Annotated in this window: 5 protein-coding genes; 1 reads left to right on the top strand and 4 read right to left on the bottom strand. The window is 75.3% G+C overall.

Annotated features, from left to right (window positions below; translation table 11 throughout):
* Window positions 1-58: 58 nt before the first annotated feature.
* Both ACZ6C6_RS25475 and ACZ6C6_RS25470 read right to left on the bottom strand, forming a co-directional pair.
* Complete coding sequence (locus ACZ6C6_RS25475) at window positions 59-6,547, bottom strand: amino acid adenylation domain-containing protein (protein WP_469205620.1); 6,489 nt, start codon at window positions 6,545-6,547, stop codon at window positions 59-61.
* Window positions 6,529-12,972: an amino acid adenylation domain-containing protein gene (locus ACZ6C6_RS25470; protein WP_469205618.1), complete on the bottom strand. Its 6,444-nt coding sequence runs from the start codon at window positions 12,970-12,972 to the stop codon at window positions 6,529-6,531. The genes ACZ6C6_RS25475 and ACZ6C6_RS25470 overlap by 19 nt, the downstream gene beginning before the upstream one ends.
* 364 nt (window positions 12,973-13,336) lie before the next feature.
* Here ACZ6C6_RS25470 and ACZ6C6_RS25465 point away from each other — a divergent pair, with 364 nt between their 5' ends.
* Window positions 13,337-14,968 (top strand): AMP-binding protein, encoded by a 1,632-nt coding sequence (locus tag ACZ6C6_RS25465; RefSeq protein WP_469205616.1) that lies wholly within the window; start codon window positions 13,337-13,339, stop codon window positions 14,966-14,968.
* Between the two features lie 65 nt (window positions 14,969-15,033).
* Here the strand turns inward: ACZ6C6_RS25465 and ACZ6C6_RS25460 are convergent, their stop codons facing one another.
* On the bottom strand, window positions 15,034-16,296 hold the full coding sequence (locus ACZ6C6_RS25460; RefSeq protein WP_469205614.1) for a beta-ketoacyl-[acyl-carrier-protein] synthase family protein: 1,263 nt from the start codon (window positions 16,294-16,296) through the stop codon (window positions 15,034-15,036).
* Window positions 16,297-16,330: 34 nt separating this feature from the next.
* Window positions 16,331-17,380, bottom strand: coding sequence for a ferritin-like domain-containing protein (locus ACZ6C6_RS25455; protein ID WP_469205612.1), 1,050 nt, complete (start codon window positions 17,378-17,380; stop codon window positions 16,331-16,333).
* Window positions 17,381-17,440: the final 60 nt, after the last annotated feature.

The following is a 17,440-nucleotide window of genomic DNA, read 5'->3' as shown; positions in this document are numbered from 1 at the left end:
GTCCCAGCCGGTTCGTCGTGGGGCGTGGTCCCCGGCGCGCGGGCGCGCCGGGGAGGTCTCAGGCGGAGTCGTCGTCCCACTCCGCGGTGAACTCGTCCAGCTCGTCCTGGTCCAGGGCGACCAGGGGCTCCTCGGGGGCCGCGGCGGGCTGCCGGGCCTCGGAGCCGAGCCGCTTCGCCAGCGCGGCCAGACCGGCCACGGTGCGCCCGGCGAACACATCGCGCGGGGCGATCTCGTACCCGGCCCGGCGCGCCCGGGTGACGAGCTGGATGGACGTGATGGAGTCGCCGCCCAGGTCGAAGAAGCTGCTGTCCGCGCCCGCCCGGTCCACCTGGAGCACTTCCTGGAAGAGCGCGCAGAACAGCTCCTCCGCCTCGCCGCGCGGGGCGCGCCCGGTCGCGGCGGCGCTGAAGTCCGGGGCGGGCAGGGCGTTCCGGTCGAGCTTGCCGCTCGGGGTGACCGGCCAGGCGTCCAGCTCGACCACGGCGGCCGGGACCATGTAGTCCGGCAGCACCGCGCCGACCCGCTCCCGCAGGGCCGCCGGGCTGACCCGCTGGCCCGGTGCAGCGACGACGTAGCCGACGAGGCGCCGGATGCCGGGGGCGTCCTCGCGGGCGACGACGACGGACCGGGCGACGGAGGCGTCGGCGGTGAGCGCGGCCTCGACCTCGCCGGGCTCGATGCGGAAGCCGCGGACCTTGACCTGCTCGTCGCTGCGGCCCAGGTACTCCAGCTGCCCGTCGGCGGTCCACCGCGCGAGGTCGCCGGTGCGGTACATCCGGGTGCCGGGGGCGCCGTACGGGTCGGCGACGAAGCGCTGCGCGGTGAGCGCGGTGCGGCCGAGGTAGCCGCGGGCGAGCCCGGCTCCGGCGATGTGCAGTTCGCCGGGGACCCCGGGCGGGACCGGGCGCAGCGTCTCGTCCAGTACGTAGACGCGGCTGCCGGCGACCGGGCGGCCCATGGGCGGGGCGGTGCGCCCGGCCAGGGGTGCGCTCATGGTGGCCATGACGGTGGACTCGGTCGGGCCGTACGCGTTGACCATGCGGCGTCCGGCGGACCAGCGGGCCACCAGGTCGGGCGCGCACGCCTCGCCGCCGACGACGAGCGTGACGCCCTCGGGCAGCCCGTCCTCGGGGACCACGGCCAGCGAGGACGGCGGCAGCAGCAGGCAGTTCACCCCGTACCGGGCGACGGTGTCCACGAGCGGCTGCCCCGGCAGGAGTTCACCGGCCGGGACGACGACGGCGCAGGACCCCGTGAGCAGCGCGGTGCACAGCTCCCACACGGAGGCGTCGAAGCTGGGCGAGGCGTAGAGCAGCACCTTGCCGAGCGGCTTCGCGTCGAGCCCGTCGGCCTGGGCGGCCATCATCGAGGCGAGCCCGCCGTGCGTGACGAGGACGCCCTTCGGGGTGCCGGTGGAGCCCGAGGTGTAGATGACGTACGCGGCGGACGCCGGGCGCAGCGGGCCCGTCCGGTCGGCGTCGGTGAGGTCGGCGCCGGAGGTGGACTCGGGGACCGTCAGCTCGTCCACGTACAGCCGGGTGGGGCCGTCGTCCTTTTCGGGGGGCAGGCCCTCGGCGGCCTCACGGGTGGTGAGGACGAGGTGCGGGGCTGCGTCGCGGAGCATGAACGCGACCCGGTCGGCCGGGTAGTTGACGTCGAGCGGCAGGTAGGCGGCGCCCGCCTTGAGCGCGGCGACGATCGACACCACGGAGTCCGTCGAGCGCGGCATCGCGACGACGACCAGGCGTTCGGGTCCGGCGCCGTGGGAGGCGAGGACGCGGGCCAGGCGGTTGGCGCGGGCGTCGAGTCCGGCGTACGAGAGGGTGCCCCCCGGTCCGGTGACGGCGGGTGCGTCCGGGCGGGCGGCGACCTGCCGGGCGAACAGCTCGGGGAAGGTGGCCGGGGTCGCGGTCCGGGCGTCGGCCTCCCGGTTGGGCTCGCCGACCAGGCGGTCGAGCTCGGGCGCGGAGAGCAGGCCGATGCGGCCGGCCGGCAGGTCCGGAGTGGCGACGAGGGCGTCCAGAACGCGGCCCACCACCGCGAGCAGCGCGTCCGCCTCGTCGTGCGTGAAGAGGTCTCCCCGGTAGTTCAGTTCGAGGCTCAGCCGCTCGCCGGGGACCACGACCAGGCTGAGCGGGTAGTGGGTCGCGCCGGGGGCGGCGGTGTCGTCCACGGAGATCCGGAGACCCGGCACCTGCTCCTGGACGGCGGCCCGGTCGACCGGGGTGTTCTCGAACCCGAGGACGGTGTCGAAGAGTTCGCCGTGCCCGGCGCTCTGCTGCACGGCCGCCAGGGAGACGTGGTGCGCCTCGCCGAGGGCGGCCTGCTCGTCCTGGAGCCGGGCCAGGACGCCGGAGAGGGGCTGCCCGGGCTCCCAGCGCACCCGGACCGCGATGGTGTTCATCAGCATGCCGACGACGGACTCGGCGCCGGGCAGCTGCGGGGCGCGCCCGGCGACGGTGGCGCCGAAGACGACGTCGCGGCGGCCGGTGAGGCGGCCGAGTGCGACCGCCCAGGCGTACTGGAGGACGGTGTTCAGGGTCAGCCCGTGGGCGCGGGCGGCGGCCGTGAGCGCACGGGTCTCGTCGGCGCCGAGGCGGTGCGCGACGAGGTCCGGGACGACGGCGGCGGCCGCGTCGGCACCGGGGGCGACCAGGGTCGGCCCGTCGAGCCCGGCCAGCGCGTCCTTCCACAGCTGGTCGCCCGTACCGTCCAGGGAGGCGAGCCAGCCGAGGTGGTGGCGGTACGGGGTGACGGCCGGCAGGGACGCGGAGGTGCCGCCGTTCGCGTACAGCTCGAAGAGGTCGCGGAACATCAGGGGCAGCGACCAGCCGTCGAGCAGGATGTGGTGGTGGGTCAGCAGGAAGAGGTGGCGGTCGTCGGCGAGCTTGACCAGGGTGACCCGCACCAGCGGCGGTTCGGCCAGGTCGAAGCGGCGGACCCGGTCCTCGGCGAGCAGGGCCGCGACCCGGTCCCGCCGGGTCTCCTCGTCGAGCCCGGTGAGGTCGAGGTCCGTCCACGGCAGGGCGACGGCGGCGGGCACCACCTGCACGGCGGCCCCGCCGGCCGGGCGGACGAACGCGGCGCGCAGGTTGTCGTGCCGGGCGAGCAGCGCCTCGCACGCGGTCCGCAGCACGCCCGGGGCCAGCTCACCGTCGAGTTGCAGGGGGCGCTGGGTGTTGTAGACGTCGACGCCGTCCTCGGCGAGCAGGGCGTGGAAGTGCATGCCCTGCTGGAGCGGGGTCAGCGGCAGGACGTCCAGGTGCCCGGGGTAGTCCCGGTCCAGCTCCGCCCGCTCCTCGGCACCGAGGGTGACGAGCGGTCCCTCCGGCGGTACGAACGAGGGCCCGGCCTCGGCGGTCGCGGTGGCGGCGGTGGCCAGCGCGGCGACGGTGCGGTGCGTGAAGACGTCCTTCGGGGTGAGCACGAGCCCCGCCTTGCGCAGCCGGGAGACCAGCTGGAGGGAGAGGATCGAGTCGCCGCCCAGGTCGAAGAAGCTGTCGTCGGCGCCGACGCGTTCGACGTGCAGCACCTCGGCGAACAGCTCGCACAGCAGCCGCTCCCGGTCGTCCTTCGGCGCCCGGCCGCCGGACGTGCCCGCGAACTCCGGTGCGGGCAGGGCGCGGCGGTCCAGCTTGCCGTTGATCGTGAGCGGCAGCTCGGGCAGCGTGACGACGGCGGCGGGCACCATGTGCGCGGGCAGCACCCCGGCGAGCCGGCCGGTCAGCCCGGCGATGTCGGCGGAGGCGTCGGCGGGCACCACATAGGCGACGAGGCGCTTGACGCCCGGCCGGTCCTCGCGGGCCACGACGGCTGCCCGGGCGACGGCCGGGTCGGCGGCGCAGACCGCCTCGATCTCGCCGGGCTCGACGCGGAAGCCGCGGATCTTGACCTGGTCGTCGGCGCGCCCGGCGAACACCATCGTGCCGTCGGGCAGCCAGCGGCCGAGGTCGCCGGTGCGGTACATGCGGGCACCGGGCGCGCCGAAGGGGTCGGCGACGAAGCGTTCGGCGGAGAGCCCGGGGCGGCCGAGGTAGCCGCGGGCGAGCCCGGCCCCCGCGATGTACAGCTCGCCGTCCGTACCGGCGGGGACGGGGCGCAGCCGGTCGTCCAGGAGGTACACGCGGGTGTTGTGCGCGGGGCGGCCGATGGCGGGGCGCTCGCTGTCGCCGGTGCGGCAGAGCATCGCGTCGACGGTGCACTCGGCGGGGCCGTACAGGTTGTAGCCGTTCAGGCCCTCGGTGGCGCGCAGTTCGTCCCACAGGTCGTCGCCGACGGCCTCGCCGCCGAGCGCGAGCGTGGCCGGGCGGTGGCCCCCGGCGGCGAGGAGCCCGGCCGCGAGGAGGGTGCGGGCGAAGCTGGGCGTGGTGTCGAGGACGTCGATGCGCCGCTCGGTGACGTACGCGGTGAGCGCGTGCGGGTCCTTGCGGGTCTCGTCGTCCACCAGGTGCAGTTCGTGGCCGCCGGTCATCCACAGGAGCTGGCTCCAGGACGCGTCGAAGACCAGCGCGTTGGTGAGCGCGACCCGCATCTGCCGGCCGCCCGCCGCCTCGGACTCCGGCGTGAAGAACCGGTCCCGGTGGCTGTGGAACATGTTCACCAGGGCGCGGTGCTCGACCGCGACGGCCTTGGGCGTGCCGGTGGAGCCCGAGGTGGAGATGGTGTACGCGAGGTGCGCGGGGAGCAGCGGGGCGGTGCGGTCGGCGTCCGTGAGGTCGGCGTCCGAGGGCGCTCCGGCACCCCCGTCGAGCTCGGCCGCGAGGGCGTCGAGCGAGAGCCGGGCCGGGCCGCCGTCCGGGAGCCCGGCCGCGACGGCGTCGGTGGTCACCAGGAGGACCGGCGCGGTGTCGGCGAGCAGCGCGGTGATCCGGGCGGCCGGGTACTCGGGGTCGATCGGCAGGTAGGCGGCCCCGGCCTTGAGCACGGCGAGGATCGCCGCCACGGTGTCGGCGGTGCGGGGCAGCGCGAGCGCGACGAGAGTGTCGGGTCCGGCGCCCCTGGCGGCGAGGAGCCGGGCGAGCCGGTTGGCGCGGGCGTTGAGGGCGCCGAAGGTGAGGGCCTGGCCGCCGCCGACGAGGGCGGTCGCGTCGGGGGTGGCCCGCACCTGCGCCTCGAACACGTCGGGGAGCGTGGCGTCGGGGACCTCGCGGGCGGTGTCGTTCCAGGTGTGGAGGGTGCGGCGGCGCTCCTCCTCGGTGAGGAGGTCGACACGGCCGGCCGGGGTGTCCGGGGCGGAGACGAAGCCTTCGAGGAGCAGCCGGAGCCGGCCGAGGAGGGCCGTCGCCGCTTCGGTGTCGAAGAGGTCCTGGCGGTGGTTGAGTTCGAGGCGCAGTTCGCCGCCCGGGTAGACGGCGAGGCTGAGCGGGTAGTGGGTGCCCTCGTGGGCGTCGTGGCCGGTGGCCTCCACGATGGCGATGGCCATGCCGGGGATGGCCTTGGACGCGGCGAGCGGGTCGATCGGGAAGCTCTCGAACGCGACGGTGGTGTCGAAGAGTTCGGTGTGCCCGGTGGTCCGGTGGATGTCGGCGAGGCCCAGGTAGTGGTAGCCGCCGAGGCGGGCCTGCTGGTCCTGGAGCCGGGCCAGCATCGCGGACAGCGGCTCGTCCGGGTCGATGCGCAGCCGGGCGGGCACGGTGTTGATGAGCAGGCCGACCATGTGGTCGACGCCGGGGATCTGGGGCGGGCGGCCCGCGACGGTGGCCCCGAACACGATGTCGTCGCGCCCGGTGAGGGAGGCGAGGAGCAGCGCCCAGGCGCCCTGGACGACGGTGTTGAGGGTCAGCCCGCGCTGCCGCCCGGCCGTGCCGAGCGCGGCGGTCAGCTCGGCCGGCAGGTCCGCGATGACGCGCTGCTGGCGTCCCGGGGTGCCCGCGGCGGCGGCCGGGGCGACCAGCGTCGGTTCGGCGAGCCCGTCCAGCGCCTCGGCCCAGGCGCGTTCGGCCTCGGCCCGGTCCTGGGCGTCGAGCCAGCCCAGGTAGTCGCTGAACGGGGCGACCGCCTCCAGGTCGGGCAGGCCGGCGTCGCCCCGGGCGCGCCGGTAGAGGCGGAAGACGTCGCGCAGCACGATGGGCAGGGACCAGCCGTCGACCAGGATGTGGTGGTTGGTGATGACCAGGACGTGGCGTTCGGCGCCGAGGCGGACGAGGGTGAAGCGGACGAGCGGGGGCCGGGCCAGGTCGAAGCGGCGTTCGCGGTCGGCGGCGAGGAGCCGGGTGAGCCGAGCCCGCTGCTCGGACTCGCCGAAGCCGCTGAGGTCGCTCTCCTCCCAGGGCACCTCGACGGCACGGGCCACGGCCTGGACGGCCTGTCCCGAGCGGCGTTGCAGGAAGCCCGCGCGCAGACCGGAGTGGCGTTCCAGGAGCTGCCCGCAGGCGCGCTTCATGGCGTGCGCGTCCAGCGCCCCGGCCAGCTCCAGGGGCGTCTGCATGTTGTAGAAGTCGACGCCCTCGGTGTCGTAGAGAGCGTGGAAGAGCATGCCCTCCTGCAAGGGGGACAGCGGCAGCACCGCTTCCAGCGAGGTCTGCTTCACTTCGAGTTCTCCCATTGGGCTTCGAGCTCTTCGAGCTCGTCCAGGTCGAGCGGGACGAGGGGCTGCTGGGCGGGGGTCCAGGCGTCCTCGCCCGCCGCGACGTCCTTGGCGTGGGGGGCGAGCGCGGCGACGGTCTTGTGCGTGAACACGTCGCGCGGGGTGAGGTCGAGCCCTTCGGTGCGGGCGCGGCCGGCCAGCCGGATCGACATGATCGAGTCGCCGCCGAGGCCGAAGAAGTCGTCGTCGATCGAGACGCGTTCCAGGCCGAGCACTTCGGCGTACAGGCCGCAGAGCAACGTCTCGCGGGCGTCGCGCGGTTCGCGTCCGGCGGGGGCCGCCGAGGACTCCGGTACGGGCAGGGCCTTGCGGTCCAGCTTCCCGTTCGGGGTGAGCGGCAGGGCGGCGACCTCCATCAGGACGGACGGCACCATGTAGCCGGGCAGCGAGGCGGCGAGGTGTTCCCGGAGCGCGTCCGCGTCCAGCGAGCCCGTGGCGGGGACGGCGTACGCGACGATGCGCGGGGCGCCCGCCCGGTCCTCCCGGACGATGACGGCGGCGCGGGCCACCGAGGGGTCCGCGGTGAGCACGGTCTCGATCTCGCCGAGCTCGATGCGGTGGCCCCGGATCTTCGTCTGGTGGTCGGCGCGGCCCAGGTATTCCAGCTCCCCGTCGGCCCGGCGGCGGCCGAGGTCGCCGGTGCGGTACATCCGGGTGCCGGGCGCGCCGTACGGGTCGGCGACGAAGCGTTCGGCGGTGAGGCCCGGCCGGCCCGCGTAGCCGAGGGTGACGCCGGGTCCCGCGATGCAGATCTCGCCGCTCACCCCCGGGGGCACCGGCCGCAGCCGGGCGTCGAGCACGTAGACCCGCAGGTTGGAGGCGGGGCGGCCGACGGGCACGGCGGCGGGTTCGGCGCCCGCGACCGCCAGGTGGCTCGTGGAGTAGACGGACACCTCGGTCGGCCCGTACAGGTTGTGCAGGGCGGCCCCGCTCACGGCGCGGAATCGTTCCACCAGGCCGGAGGTCATGGCCTCGCCGCCGCAGAACACCCGCCGCAGCCCGTCGCAGCGGTCCGCGCCCGGCTCCTGGACGAAGACTTCGAGCGTGGAGGGGACGAACTGGGCGACGGTGACCTTCTCCCGGCGGATGAGGTCGGGGAGGTAGCCGGGCCGGGTGTGCCCGTCCGGCTCGGCGATCACGACGGCGGCGCCGGTGATCAGCGGCCAGAAGATCTCCCACACCGAGGGGTCGAAGCTCATCGAGGTGCGCTGGAGAACCCGGTCGCCGGGGCCGAGCGGGAACGCGTCCTGCATCCAGTGCAGGTAGTTGGCGACCCCGGCGTGCGCCACGACGATGCCCTTGGGGCGGCCGGTGGAGCCGGAGGTGTGGATGACGTAGGCCGGGTGCAGCGGCAGCGGGCGGACCGGGGCCGGGCCGTCGGCGGCCGGGGCGCCCGCGGTCAGGGCGTCGTAGTTCGCCGGGTCGATGACGAGGACCGGGTCGGCGTCGCTGAGCATGTTGCGGACCCGCTCCGCCGGGTACTCCGGGTCGATCGGCAGGTAGGCGGCCCCGGCGCGGTGCACGGCGTGCAGGGCGACGATCAGCTCGACCGAGCGGGGCAGGCTCACCCCGACGACCCGGCCGGGCCCGGCGCCCTTCGCGGCGAGCGCGGCGGCGAGGCGGCCGGCCCGTGCGTCGAGTCCGGCGTACGTGACGGTCTCGGCGCCGCACACGACGGCGACCGCGTCCGGGGTGCGGGCGGCCTGGGCCGCGAACAGCTCGGGCAGGGTGGCGTCCGGGAAGGCGCGGACCGGGCCCTCGCCCGCCGCGAGCGCCCCGGCCGTCTCCTCGGCGGTGAGCAGGGAGATCCCGGCGACCGGCCGGTCCGGGTCGGCGGCGAACGCCGCGAGGGCGAGCCGGAGCCGGGTGAGGACGGCGTCCGCCTCGGCCGCGCCGTACAGGTCGGCCCGGTAGGTGAGTTCCAGGCGCATCCGGTCGCCGGGGGCGGCGATCAGGCTGAGCGGGTAGTGCGTGGCGCCGGTGGCGTCGGACTCCTCGACGCTGATCCGCAGCCCCGGGACGGCCCGGCCGATGGACGCGCGGTCCACCGGGGCGTTCTCGAAGACGGTGCTGGTGTCGAAGAGTTCGGGCATCCCGGTCAGCCGTTGCAGCGCGGCCAGGCCGAGGTGGTGGTGCCCGGTCAGCGCGGCCTGCTCCGACTGCACAGTGGCGAGGAGCGCGGCGAACGGCTGCGCGGGGTCGACGCGGACCCGGACCGGGACGGTGTTCATCAGCATCCCGACCATCTCCTCGACGCCCGGGAGCAGGGGCGGCCGGCCGGAGACGGTGGTGCCGAACACGACGTCGTCGCGGCCGGTGAGCAGCGCGAGGAGCAGTGCCCAGGCGCCCTGGACGACGGTGCTGGTGGTCAGGCCCCGGGTGCGGGCGGCCGCGTTCACCGCCCGGGTCAGCTCCTCGTCCAGCTCGGTGACGGCGAGGGCGGGGGTGCCGGTGGCGGCCTGGGCGCCGGGGGCGACGAGGGTCGGCTCGTCCAGGCCCGCGAGCGCGGTGCGCCAGGCGTCCTCGGAGGCCGTGCGGTCCTGCGCGGCGAGCCACGCGAGGTGGTCGGAGACCGGGACGGCGGGCGGCAGCGCGGACCCGGTGCCGCCGTTCGCGTAGAGCAGGAACAGGTCGCGCAGTACCAGCGGCAACGACCAGCCGTCGTAGAGGATGTGATGGTTCGTGAGGACGAGCAGGTGCTCGTCCGGAGCGGTGCGCACGAGGCCGAAGCGGATCAGCGGCGGCGTGTCCATCGGGAAGCGGCGGGCCTTGTCCGAGGCGAGCAGCCCGCTCAGCGCGGCGGCGCGCTCCGGTTCGGCCAGGTCCGTGAGGTCGTGGAACGCCCAGTCCGGTTCGAGGCCGCCGCAGATCACCTGCACGGGCACCCCGGACCCGGCGCGGTCGAACGCGGCGCGCAGCGCGGGGTGCCGGTCGAGCACGCCCCGGCAGGCCCGGCGCAGCGCCTCGGCGTCGAGCGGCCCGGCGAGCCCGAAGACCTTCTGCACGTTGTACGGGTCGGGACCGGCGTCCGCGTCGCCTTCGCGGAGGGCGGCGCCGGAGTAGAAGGCGTGGAAGAGCATGCCCTCCTGGAGCGGGGCCAGCGGGAGCAGCGCCTCCGCGTTCCGCCCGGCCCAGCGGGCGCGCAGGGCCGCCGCGTCCTCGGGGCCGACGGGCTCGGGGACCGGCGGGGCGGCCGGTGTCCCGCCGCCGGGGGCGTCGATGCCCGCCGCGTGGGCGGCCATGGCGGCGACCGTGCGGTGCGTGAAGACGTCCTGCGGGGTGAGGCCGATCCCGGCGCGGGCGGCGCGGGTGACGAACTGGACGGCCACGATCGAGTCGCCGCCCAGGTCGAAGAAGTTGTCGTCGATACCGACGGCGGTGGCGCCGAGGAGTTCGCCGATGAGCTCGCACAGCAGGCGCTCGCGGTCGTCGCGCGGGGCGCGGCTCTCGGCGGCGCCGGTGAACTCCGGTGCGGGCAGGGCGTTGCGGTCCAGCTTGCCGCTGGGGGTGAGGGGCAGCGCGTCGAGCACCACGACGGCGGCGGGCACCATGTATTCGGGCAGCCCGGCGGCGGCCAGCTCCCGCAGCGCGGCGGGTTCGGGCACCGCGTCCGGGGCCGGCACCACATAGGCGACGAGGCGGCGCACGCCGGGGGCGTCCTCGCGGACGACGACCGTGGCGTGCCCGACGGCCGGGTCGGCCGCGAGGACCGCCTCGATCTCACCGGGCTCGATGCGGAAGCCGCGCACCTTGACCTGGTCGTCGCCGCGCCCCAGGTATTCCAGCTCGCCGTCGGGGGTCCAGCGCGCGAGGTCGCCGGAGCGGTACATGCGGGCTCCGGGCTCGCCGTACGGGTCGGCGACGAACCGCCCGGCGGACAGGCCGGGGCGGCTCAGGTAGCCGCGCGCCAGGCCGGAGCCCGCGATGTAGACCTCGCCGGCCACGCCCGCCGGGACCGGGCGCAGCGCCTCGTCCAGGACGCGCACCCGGGTGCGGTGCACGGGGCGGCCCATGCGGGGGACGGTGCGCCCGGCGAGCGGGTCGCTCATGGTGGTGATGACGGTGGACTCGGTGGGCCCGTAGGCGTTGACCATGCGGCGGCCGGGCGACCAGCGCTCCACGAGGTCGGGCGGGCACGCCTCGGCGCCGACGACCAGGGTGACGTCCGGCGGGATCGAGCCCTCGGTCATCACGGACAGCGCGGAGGGGGCGAGCAGCAGGCAGCTGACGCCGGTCTCGGCGATCAGGGCGGCCAGGGCGGGCCCCGGCCGCAGGCGTTCGGCGGGGGCGACGACCGCGCAGCCGCCGGTGAGGAGCGCGGTGCACAGCTCCCACACGGAGGCGTCGAAGCTGGGCGAGGCGAACATCAGGACGCGTTCGCCGGGCCGCAGCGCGAGCCGCTCGGCCTGGGTGGTGGCGAGGGCGGCGATCCCGGTGTGCGGGACCAGCACGCCCTTGGGGCGCCCGGTGGACCCGGAGGTGTAGATGACGTACGCGGTGTGGCCGGGGCGCAGGGGCGCGGTCCGGTCCGCGTCGGTGAGGTCGCTGTCGTCGGCGTGCGGCGCCAGGGACGCCTCGTCCAGGACGAGTTCGTCCAGGAAGAGGTCGCCGACGAACAGCTCGTCCAGGAACAGCTGCTCGGGTACGCCGGCGAGGCCGTCGAGCCGGGCGGCGGCGGCGCGGGTGGTGAGCATGAGGGCGGGTCGGGCGTCGTCCAGCATGTACGCGATGCGCTCGGCCGGGTACGACACGTCGACCGGCAGGTGCGCGGCGCCCGCCTTCAGGACGGCGAGGACGCCCACGACCGCCTCGGGTGAGCGGTCCATGGCGACGGCGACCCGGGTGTCGGGCCCGGCGCCCTTGCGGGCGAGGAGACGGGCCAGCCGGTTGGCGCGGGCGTTGAGCCGTTCGTACGAGAGCGTGGTCTCCCCGGCCCGTACAGCGTCGGCGTGCGGGGTGGCCCGGACCTGGCGCTCGAACAGCTCGGGGAAGGTGGTCCCGGCGTCCGGCCGGCCGGTGTCGTTCCACTCCACGAGGACGCGGGTCCGCTCGTCGGGGCCGAGGAGCGGGACGCGGCCGATGGGGAGGTCGGCGGGGGCGGTGGCCAGCGCGGTGAGGTAGCGCAGGAAGCGCTCCTGGTGGGCGGCGAGTTCGTCCTCGGTGTAGCGGTCGGCGGGCGCCTCGAAGTCGATGGCGGCGCCCTGTCCGGTGCCCTGGGGGCGGACGCTGATGTTGAGGTCGGGGACCGGGCCGCCCTGGAGGGTGCGGGCGTAGGTGGGGTGGCCGTCGAAGAGCAGGTCGCCGCTGCCCGGGATGATGTTGACCTGCACCCCGAAGAGGTGGCCGCCGCTGCCGACGAGCTTCAGGTCGCGCCGCAGGTCGTCGTACGGGTAGTTCTGGTGCTCCAGGAGCTCGGCCAGCCGGGACGCGACCTGGCGCAGCAGCTGGGAGCGGGTGGTGGCCGGGTCGACGGTGAGCCGCAGCGGGAGCTGGTTGGCCATCATCCCGGGGTTGTTGCGGGCGATGTCGGTGCGCCGGGCCGCGACCGGGACGCCGATGGTGAGGTCGCGCTGCCCGGTCATGCCGTGCAGGTACGCGGCGACCGCGGCGAGCACCGGGACCGTCCAGGTGGTCCGGGCCTCGCGTCCGGCGGTCCGGAGGGCGGCCAGCGCGGATTCGGGCAGCTCGGCGGTGCGGGTGGGCAGCACCTCTCCGGCCCGGCCCGGCACCGTGCGGTCCGACAGCGTGGCGGTCTCCGGCTGCACCGCGAACCGGTCGAGCCAGTAGGCGCGGTCGCGGGTGAAGCGGTCGGAGGCGCGGTAGGCGGCCTCTTCGGCGACCAGCTCGGCGAGGGTGTTCAGCGGGGCGCCCGCGGGCTCCTCACCGGCGGCCTCGGCGGCGTACAGGTCGGCGACCCGGCGGGTGAAGAGGACGCTGCCGAAGCCGTCGATGAGGATGTGGTGGCAGCGCTTGTACCAGATGAAGTGTGCGTCCCCGAGCTTCAGCAGCACCTCGTTGAACAGCGGGTCGCGGACGATGTCCAGGGCGGTGTGCCGGTCCGCGGCCATCCAGCGCAGTGCCTCGGCGTGCGGGTCGGGCCGGTCCGAGAGGTCGATCTCCCGCAGCAGTTCGCCGGCCTGTGCGACGGCCGTCTGGTACGGGCCCTGCGGACCCTCGCCGAAGGCGACGTCGAAGGTGCCGCTCTCGACCTCGGCCCGGCGGACCGCGCGCCGGAGGATGCCGGCGTCCACCGGGCCCCGGATCTCCAGGTAGTCGGCCAGGTTGAACGTCGAGGTGGGTGAGGCGAGCCGGTGTGCGAACCAGACCCCGCGCTGGGCGGCGGTCAGCGGAAACGGGGTGCCTTCGGTGACGAGCGGAGTCATCGGACGACGACCACCTTCCCGGCGCGCTCCAGCGCGCCTCGGTCTGGTGCCCTGGGCCGGATCGCGGGGTGTTCGGCGCGGTCCGCAGGGCGGGACGTCCGGCGGTCGTGGGGCGCCGGGGTGACGGCGGGCGCGGCCGCCCCGGGACGTGCGGGGCGGCGACGGCAGGGTGTCGACGGGCCGGCGCCGTGGCATCGATGCTCGCCGAACGCACGTGCGGTCACCAGGAAAGCGACCGGCAACCGGCGTCGCCCGGCTGCCGGTCGGCCGCCGGGGCGAGTTACCGGATTCTTGCCTGGAAGGGGCCCGCCGCCGCTCGGCATGATGCGCAGCAATGCCCGCAGAGGCTGAGAGGACCACTGCTTTGACCCGTCCCGAGAGCTATCCCGACCGCGCCCTGCTGGAGTGGCTGACCGACGCGCCGGCCGACCGCGGGCTCTACTTCGCCGGACCCCGTGACAGCTGGGACTTCCACTCCTACCGGTCGCTCGCCCGGCTGACCCTCACCACGGCCGCCGCGCTGCGCGCGCACGGGGTGCGCCACAACGACGTGGTGGTCGTGGTGCAGCGTTCCAGCCCCGGTTTCGCGGCCAGCCTGTTCGGCTCGCTCGCGGCCGGGGCGACGCCGTCCTCGATCGCGCCGCCGTTCGCGTTCCAGCGGAGCGAGGACTACCAGCGCCACGTCGACCACCTCTTCCGCACGGCGGCCCCGGCCCTCACCATCTGCGACGAGGACTCCTTCGAGGCGGTCAGCAAGACGTGCGCCGGGCTCGGCATCCGCCAGCCGGTGCTCTTCGACGAGCTGGTGCGGGACGTCGAACCGGCGCCCGCCCCGTATCCGCTGCCGGACCACGCGCTGCTCCAGTTCACCTCCGGGTCGAGCGGCTTCTCGCGCGGGGTGCGGGTGGCGTCCGACGCGCTGCGCGCCAACATCACCGCGATGCGGCGCCGGCTGCGGTGGCGGCCCGAGGACGCCGGGATCAGCTGGATGCCCGTGCACCACGACTTCGGCCTCACCGGCTGCCTGATCAACATGGTGGTCACCGGGTGCGACGGCTGGCTGATGCAGCCCGAGCACTTCCTGCGCGACCCGCTCCGCTATCTGCGCTGCATCAGCGAGCACCGGATCGGCCTGACCGCGATGCCCAACTTCGGCCTGGCGTACATCCTGCGCCGGGTCCGCCCGGCCGCCCTGGAGGGCCTGGACTTCAGCGCCCTGCAATCGGTCAGCCTGGGCGCCGAGCGCATCGACCCGGACGCCCTGGAGGCGATCGAGGCGCTGCTCGGCCCGTACGGCTTCCGGCGCGGCGTCTTCACCCCGGCGTACGGGGGCGCGGAGGCGACCCTCGGGGTGACCGGTCTGGCCCCGGACGAGGGCTGGGCGGCCTCCGCGCCGGACGGTGAGGACGGGCGGCCCGGCACGGCCCGCATCGTGGGCTGCGGGCGCCCGATGGAGGGCGTCATGGTGTCCGTGCTGGACGAGGACGACCGGCCCGTGCCGGACGGCACCGTGGGCGAGATCGTGGTCGGCGGTACGTCGGTGCGCGGCAACAGCTATGTGGGCGAGGCCGGTTCGGCGTCCGGCACCAGCCTGGCGTCGGGTGTGCTGCGCTCGGGCGACGCCGGATTCCTGCGCGACGGCCAGCTGTTCGTGCTGGGCCGCCTCGGTGACGGCATCAAGATGAACGGCAAGATGGTCTTCGCGGAGAGTCTGGAGGGCCGGCTGCACGAGCTGGGCGTCACCGAGCGCCGGGCGGCGGTCCTGCTGGGCTTCCGCGACGGCGTCGCGACGGCCGCCGTGGTCATGGAGGGCGCGAAGCCGGAGTGGGACGCGGTCGCCCGGGAGGTCGTCACGGAGTCGCTGCCCGACGCGGAGCTGCTGCTCGTCCACGTCCGCCGCAGCGGCCTGGCGGTCACGTCGAGCGGCAAGCCGCGCCGACGGCTGATGTGGAAGCAGCTGTGCGACGGCACGCTCGCGGACACGGCGGCGGTCTGACCCGTACGCACGCACACGGATGTGGGGGGCCGGTCCGCGACCGGCCCCCCACATCCGTTCCGGCGCTACGAGCGGAACGCCAGCACCACGTTGTGGCCGCCGAACCCCGCCGCGTTGGACAGGGCCACGAGGTCACCGGCCGGCAGGGCGCGGGGCACGGTGCGCACCACGTCCAGCGCGATGGCGTCGTCCTGGTCGGCCAGGTTCGCGACGGGCGGGACCGTGCGGTCGCGCAGGGACAGCACCGCGGCGAGCGCGCCCAGCGCCCCGGAGCCGCCGATCAGGTGCCCGGCGGCCGACTTGACGGCGGAGACGGCGTAACCGGACTCCCCCAGCACATGGTTGAGCGCCCGGCTCTCCGCGATGTCGCCCTGCGGGGTCGACGTGGCGTGGGCGCTGACGTGCTTCACGTCCGCCGGGGTCAGCCCGGCGTCCGCGAGCGCCTTGCGCAGGGCGCTCGCCAGGCCGAGTCCGTCCGGTTGGGGCCGCACCATGTGGTGGGCGTCCGCGCTCACCCCGGCCCCCGCCAGCACGCAGTGGACCCGGGCGCCCCGGGCGCGGGCGTGCTCGGCGGACTCCAGGACGAGGACGGCGGCACCCTCGCCGAGGACGAACCCGTCGCGCTGCTTGTCGTAGGGGCGGGAGGCGCCCGCCGGGTCGTCGTTGCGCCGGGAGACCGCGTGCATCGAGGCAAAGGCGGTGAGCGTCAGCGCGCCGATGATGGCCTCGCTGCCGCCGACCGCGACCACGTCGGCCCGGCCGAGGCGGATCATGTCCAGGCCCGCCGCGACCGCCTCCGCCCCGGCCGCGCAGGCCCCCGCCGGGGAGAGGGCGGCGGCCCGGGCGTTGAGCGCGAGGCTGACCGCCCCGGCGGCGCCGTTCACCATGACCATGGGCACGGTGTACGGGGAGATGGCGCGCTCCCGTCCGGTGCGCAGCTGTTCCTGGGCGCGCAGGAGGGCGCCGACGCCCCCGATGCCGCTGCCCATGACGACGCCGACGCGCTCGGCGGGGGGCCCGCCGTGGTCGCCGGCCGGGCCGCGGAATCCGGCGTCCGCCCATGCCTCCTCGGCGGCGACGAGCGCGAACCGGGCGGCCCGGTCGAGCCGGCGCGCCCGCGTCCGGTCCAGGACGGTGTCGGGTTCGACGGCGGCCCGGGCGGCGATGCGGACGGGCAGCGCATCGGCCCAGGGCTCGGTGAGGGCGCGGGCGGCGGACCGGCCCGCGACGATGCCCTCCCAGGTGGCGGGGGCGTCGCCGCCCAACGGGGTGGTGGCGCCGAGGCCGGTGACGACGACCTCGGGCAGGCGCGTACGGACGACTGACATCGCCGGCCCTCTCCTTCCGCTTCGGGGTGCGGGGTCAGGCGGCGGTGCGCAGCGCCTCGGGCCGGGCCAGGTTCTCGGCGAGGAACAGGTCGCGCAGCTTCGGGGTGAGCAGGCCGAGCTGCCGCAGGACGTGGATCACCTGCTGGAACAGCAGCTGCCGGTAGCCGAACATCATCGGGTCGGTCCGGGCGAAGGCCAGGCCGCGTTCGACGTCGAGGCCCATGTTCTCCCAGACCTCGCGCAGCAGGAACCGGCGGGACATGAGGTGGACGGCCTCCAGCAGGAACGCCTCGCGCTCGTCGCGCTCCCGGGTCGTCATGTCGTTGTAGAGGCCGGTGAGCGAGACCACGCCGAAGCCGATGTGCCGGGCCTCGTCCTTGGCGATCATCCGGGTGATCGAGGTGATCAGCGGGTCGCCGAAGCCGCTGCTGGCGAGCCGGGTCGCGGCCAGGGCGAGCCCTTCCACGATGACCTGCATGCCGAGGTAGACGACGTCCCAGCGGGACTCGGCGAGCAGGTCGCGCAGCAGGGCCTTGAGGCCGGGGTTGATCGGGTAGGAGACGCCGATCTTCTCGTCGATGTACCGGGCGAACGCCTCGACGTGCCGGGCCTCGTCGGCGACCTGGGAGGCCGCGTACACCTTCGCCTCCAGGTCGGGGACGGTCTCCACCAGCCGGGCCGTGGTGACGAGGGCGCCCTGTTCGCCGTGCAGGAACTGGCTGACCATCCACGCCTGGTACTCCCAGCGGAAGCTGTTGAGCAGTTCGCGGGGGACGGGGCTGCCCTCGGAGACGACGAACGAGGCGAGACCGGCGCTCTGGTCGTCGGAGAGGGGCGCGCCGAAGCGGACGTCGTAACTCCAGTCGATGTCCGTGTCGGCGTCCCACTGGTTCTGCTTGTTGCGCTGGTACAGCTTCCAGATACGGGTGTCGCGCCCGTCGTAGTCCCAGGTGAGGCAGGCGCGGATGGAGGCGTCGACCTCCATCAGGTCCTCGCGGGCCCGGTCGAGGGTGAAGAGCGTCGGGTCGGCGGAGCCGTCCTCGGCGCGCGGAGGGGCCGAGCCCTCAACGGAAACGTCGGTCATCGGGAACGCGATCCTTTCATCCACCGTGGCCCGTCGGCCCCGGCCCACACCCTCGCCCGC

Source organism: Streptomyces sp. NPDC041814 (assembly GCF_055590565.1).
This window is presented reverse-complemented; position numbering and strand designations above follow the sequence as displayed.

Excerpts from the sequence above, each read along its gene's own strand:
- ACZ6C6_RS25475 (WP_469205620.1), bottom strand. The coding sequence starts at position 6,547 with ATGGGAGAACTCGAAGTGAAGCAGACCTCGCTGGAAGCGGTGCTGCCG.
- ACZ6C6_RS25470 (WP_469205618.1), bottom strand. The coding sequence starts at position 12,972 with ATGACTCCGCTCGTCACCGAAGGCACCCCGTTTCCGCTGACCGCCGCC.
- ACZ6C6_RS25460 (WP_469205614.1), bottom strand. The coding sequence starts at position 16,296 with ATGTCAGTCGTCCGTACGCGCCTGCCCGAGGTCGTCGTCACCGGCCTC.
- ACZ6C6_RS25455 (WP_469205612.1), bottom strand. The coding sequence starts at position 17,380 with ATGACCGACGTTTCCGTTGAGGGCTCGGCCCCTCCGCGCGCCGAGGAC.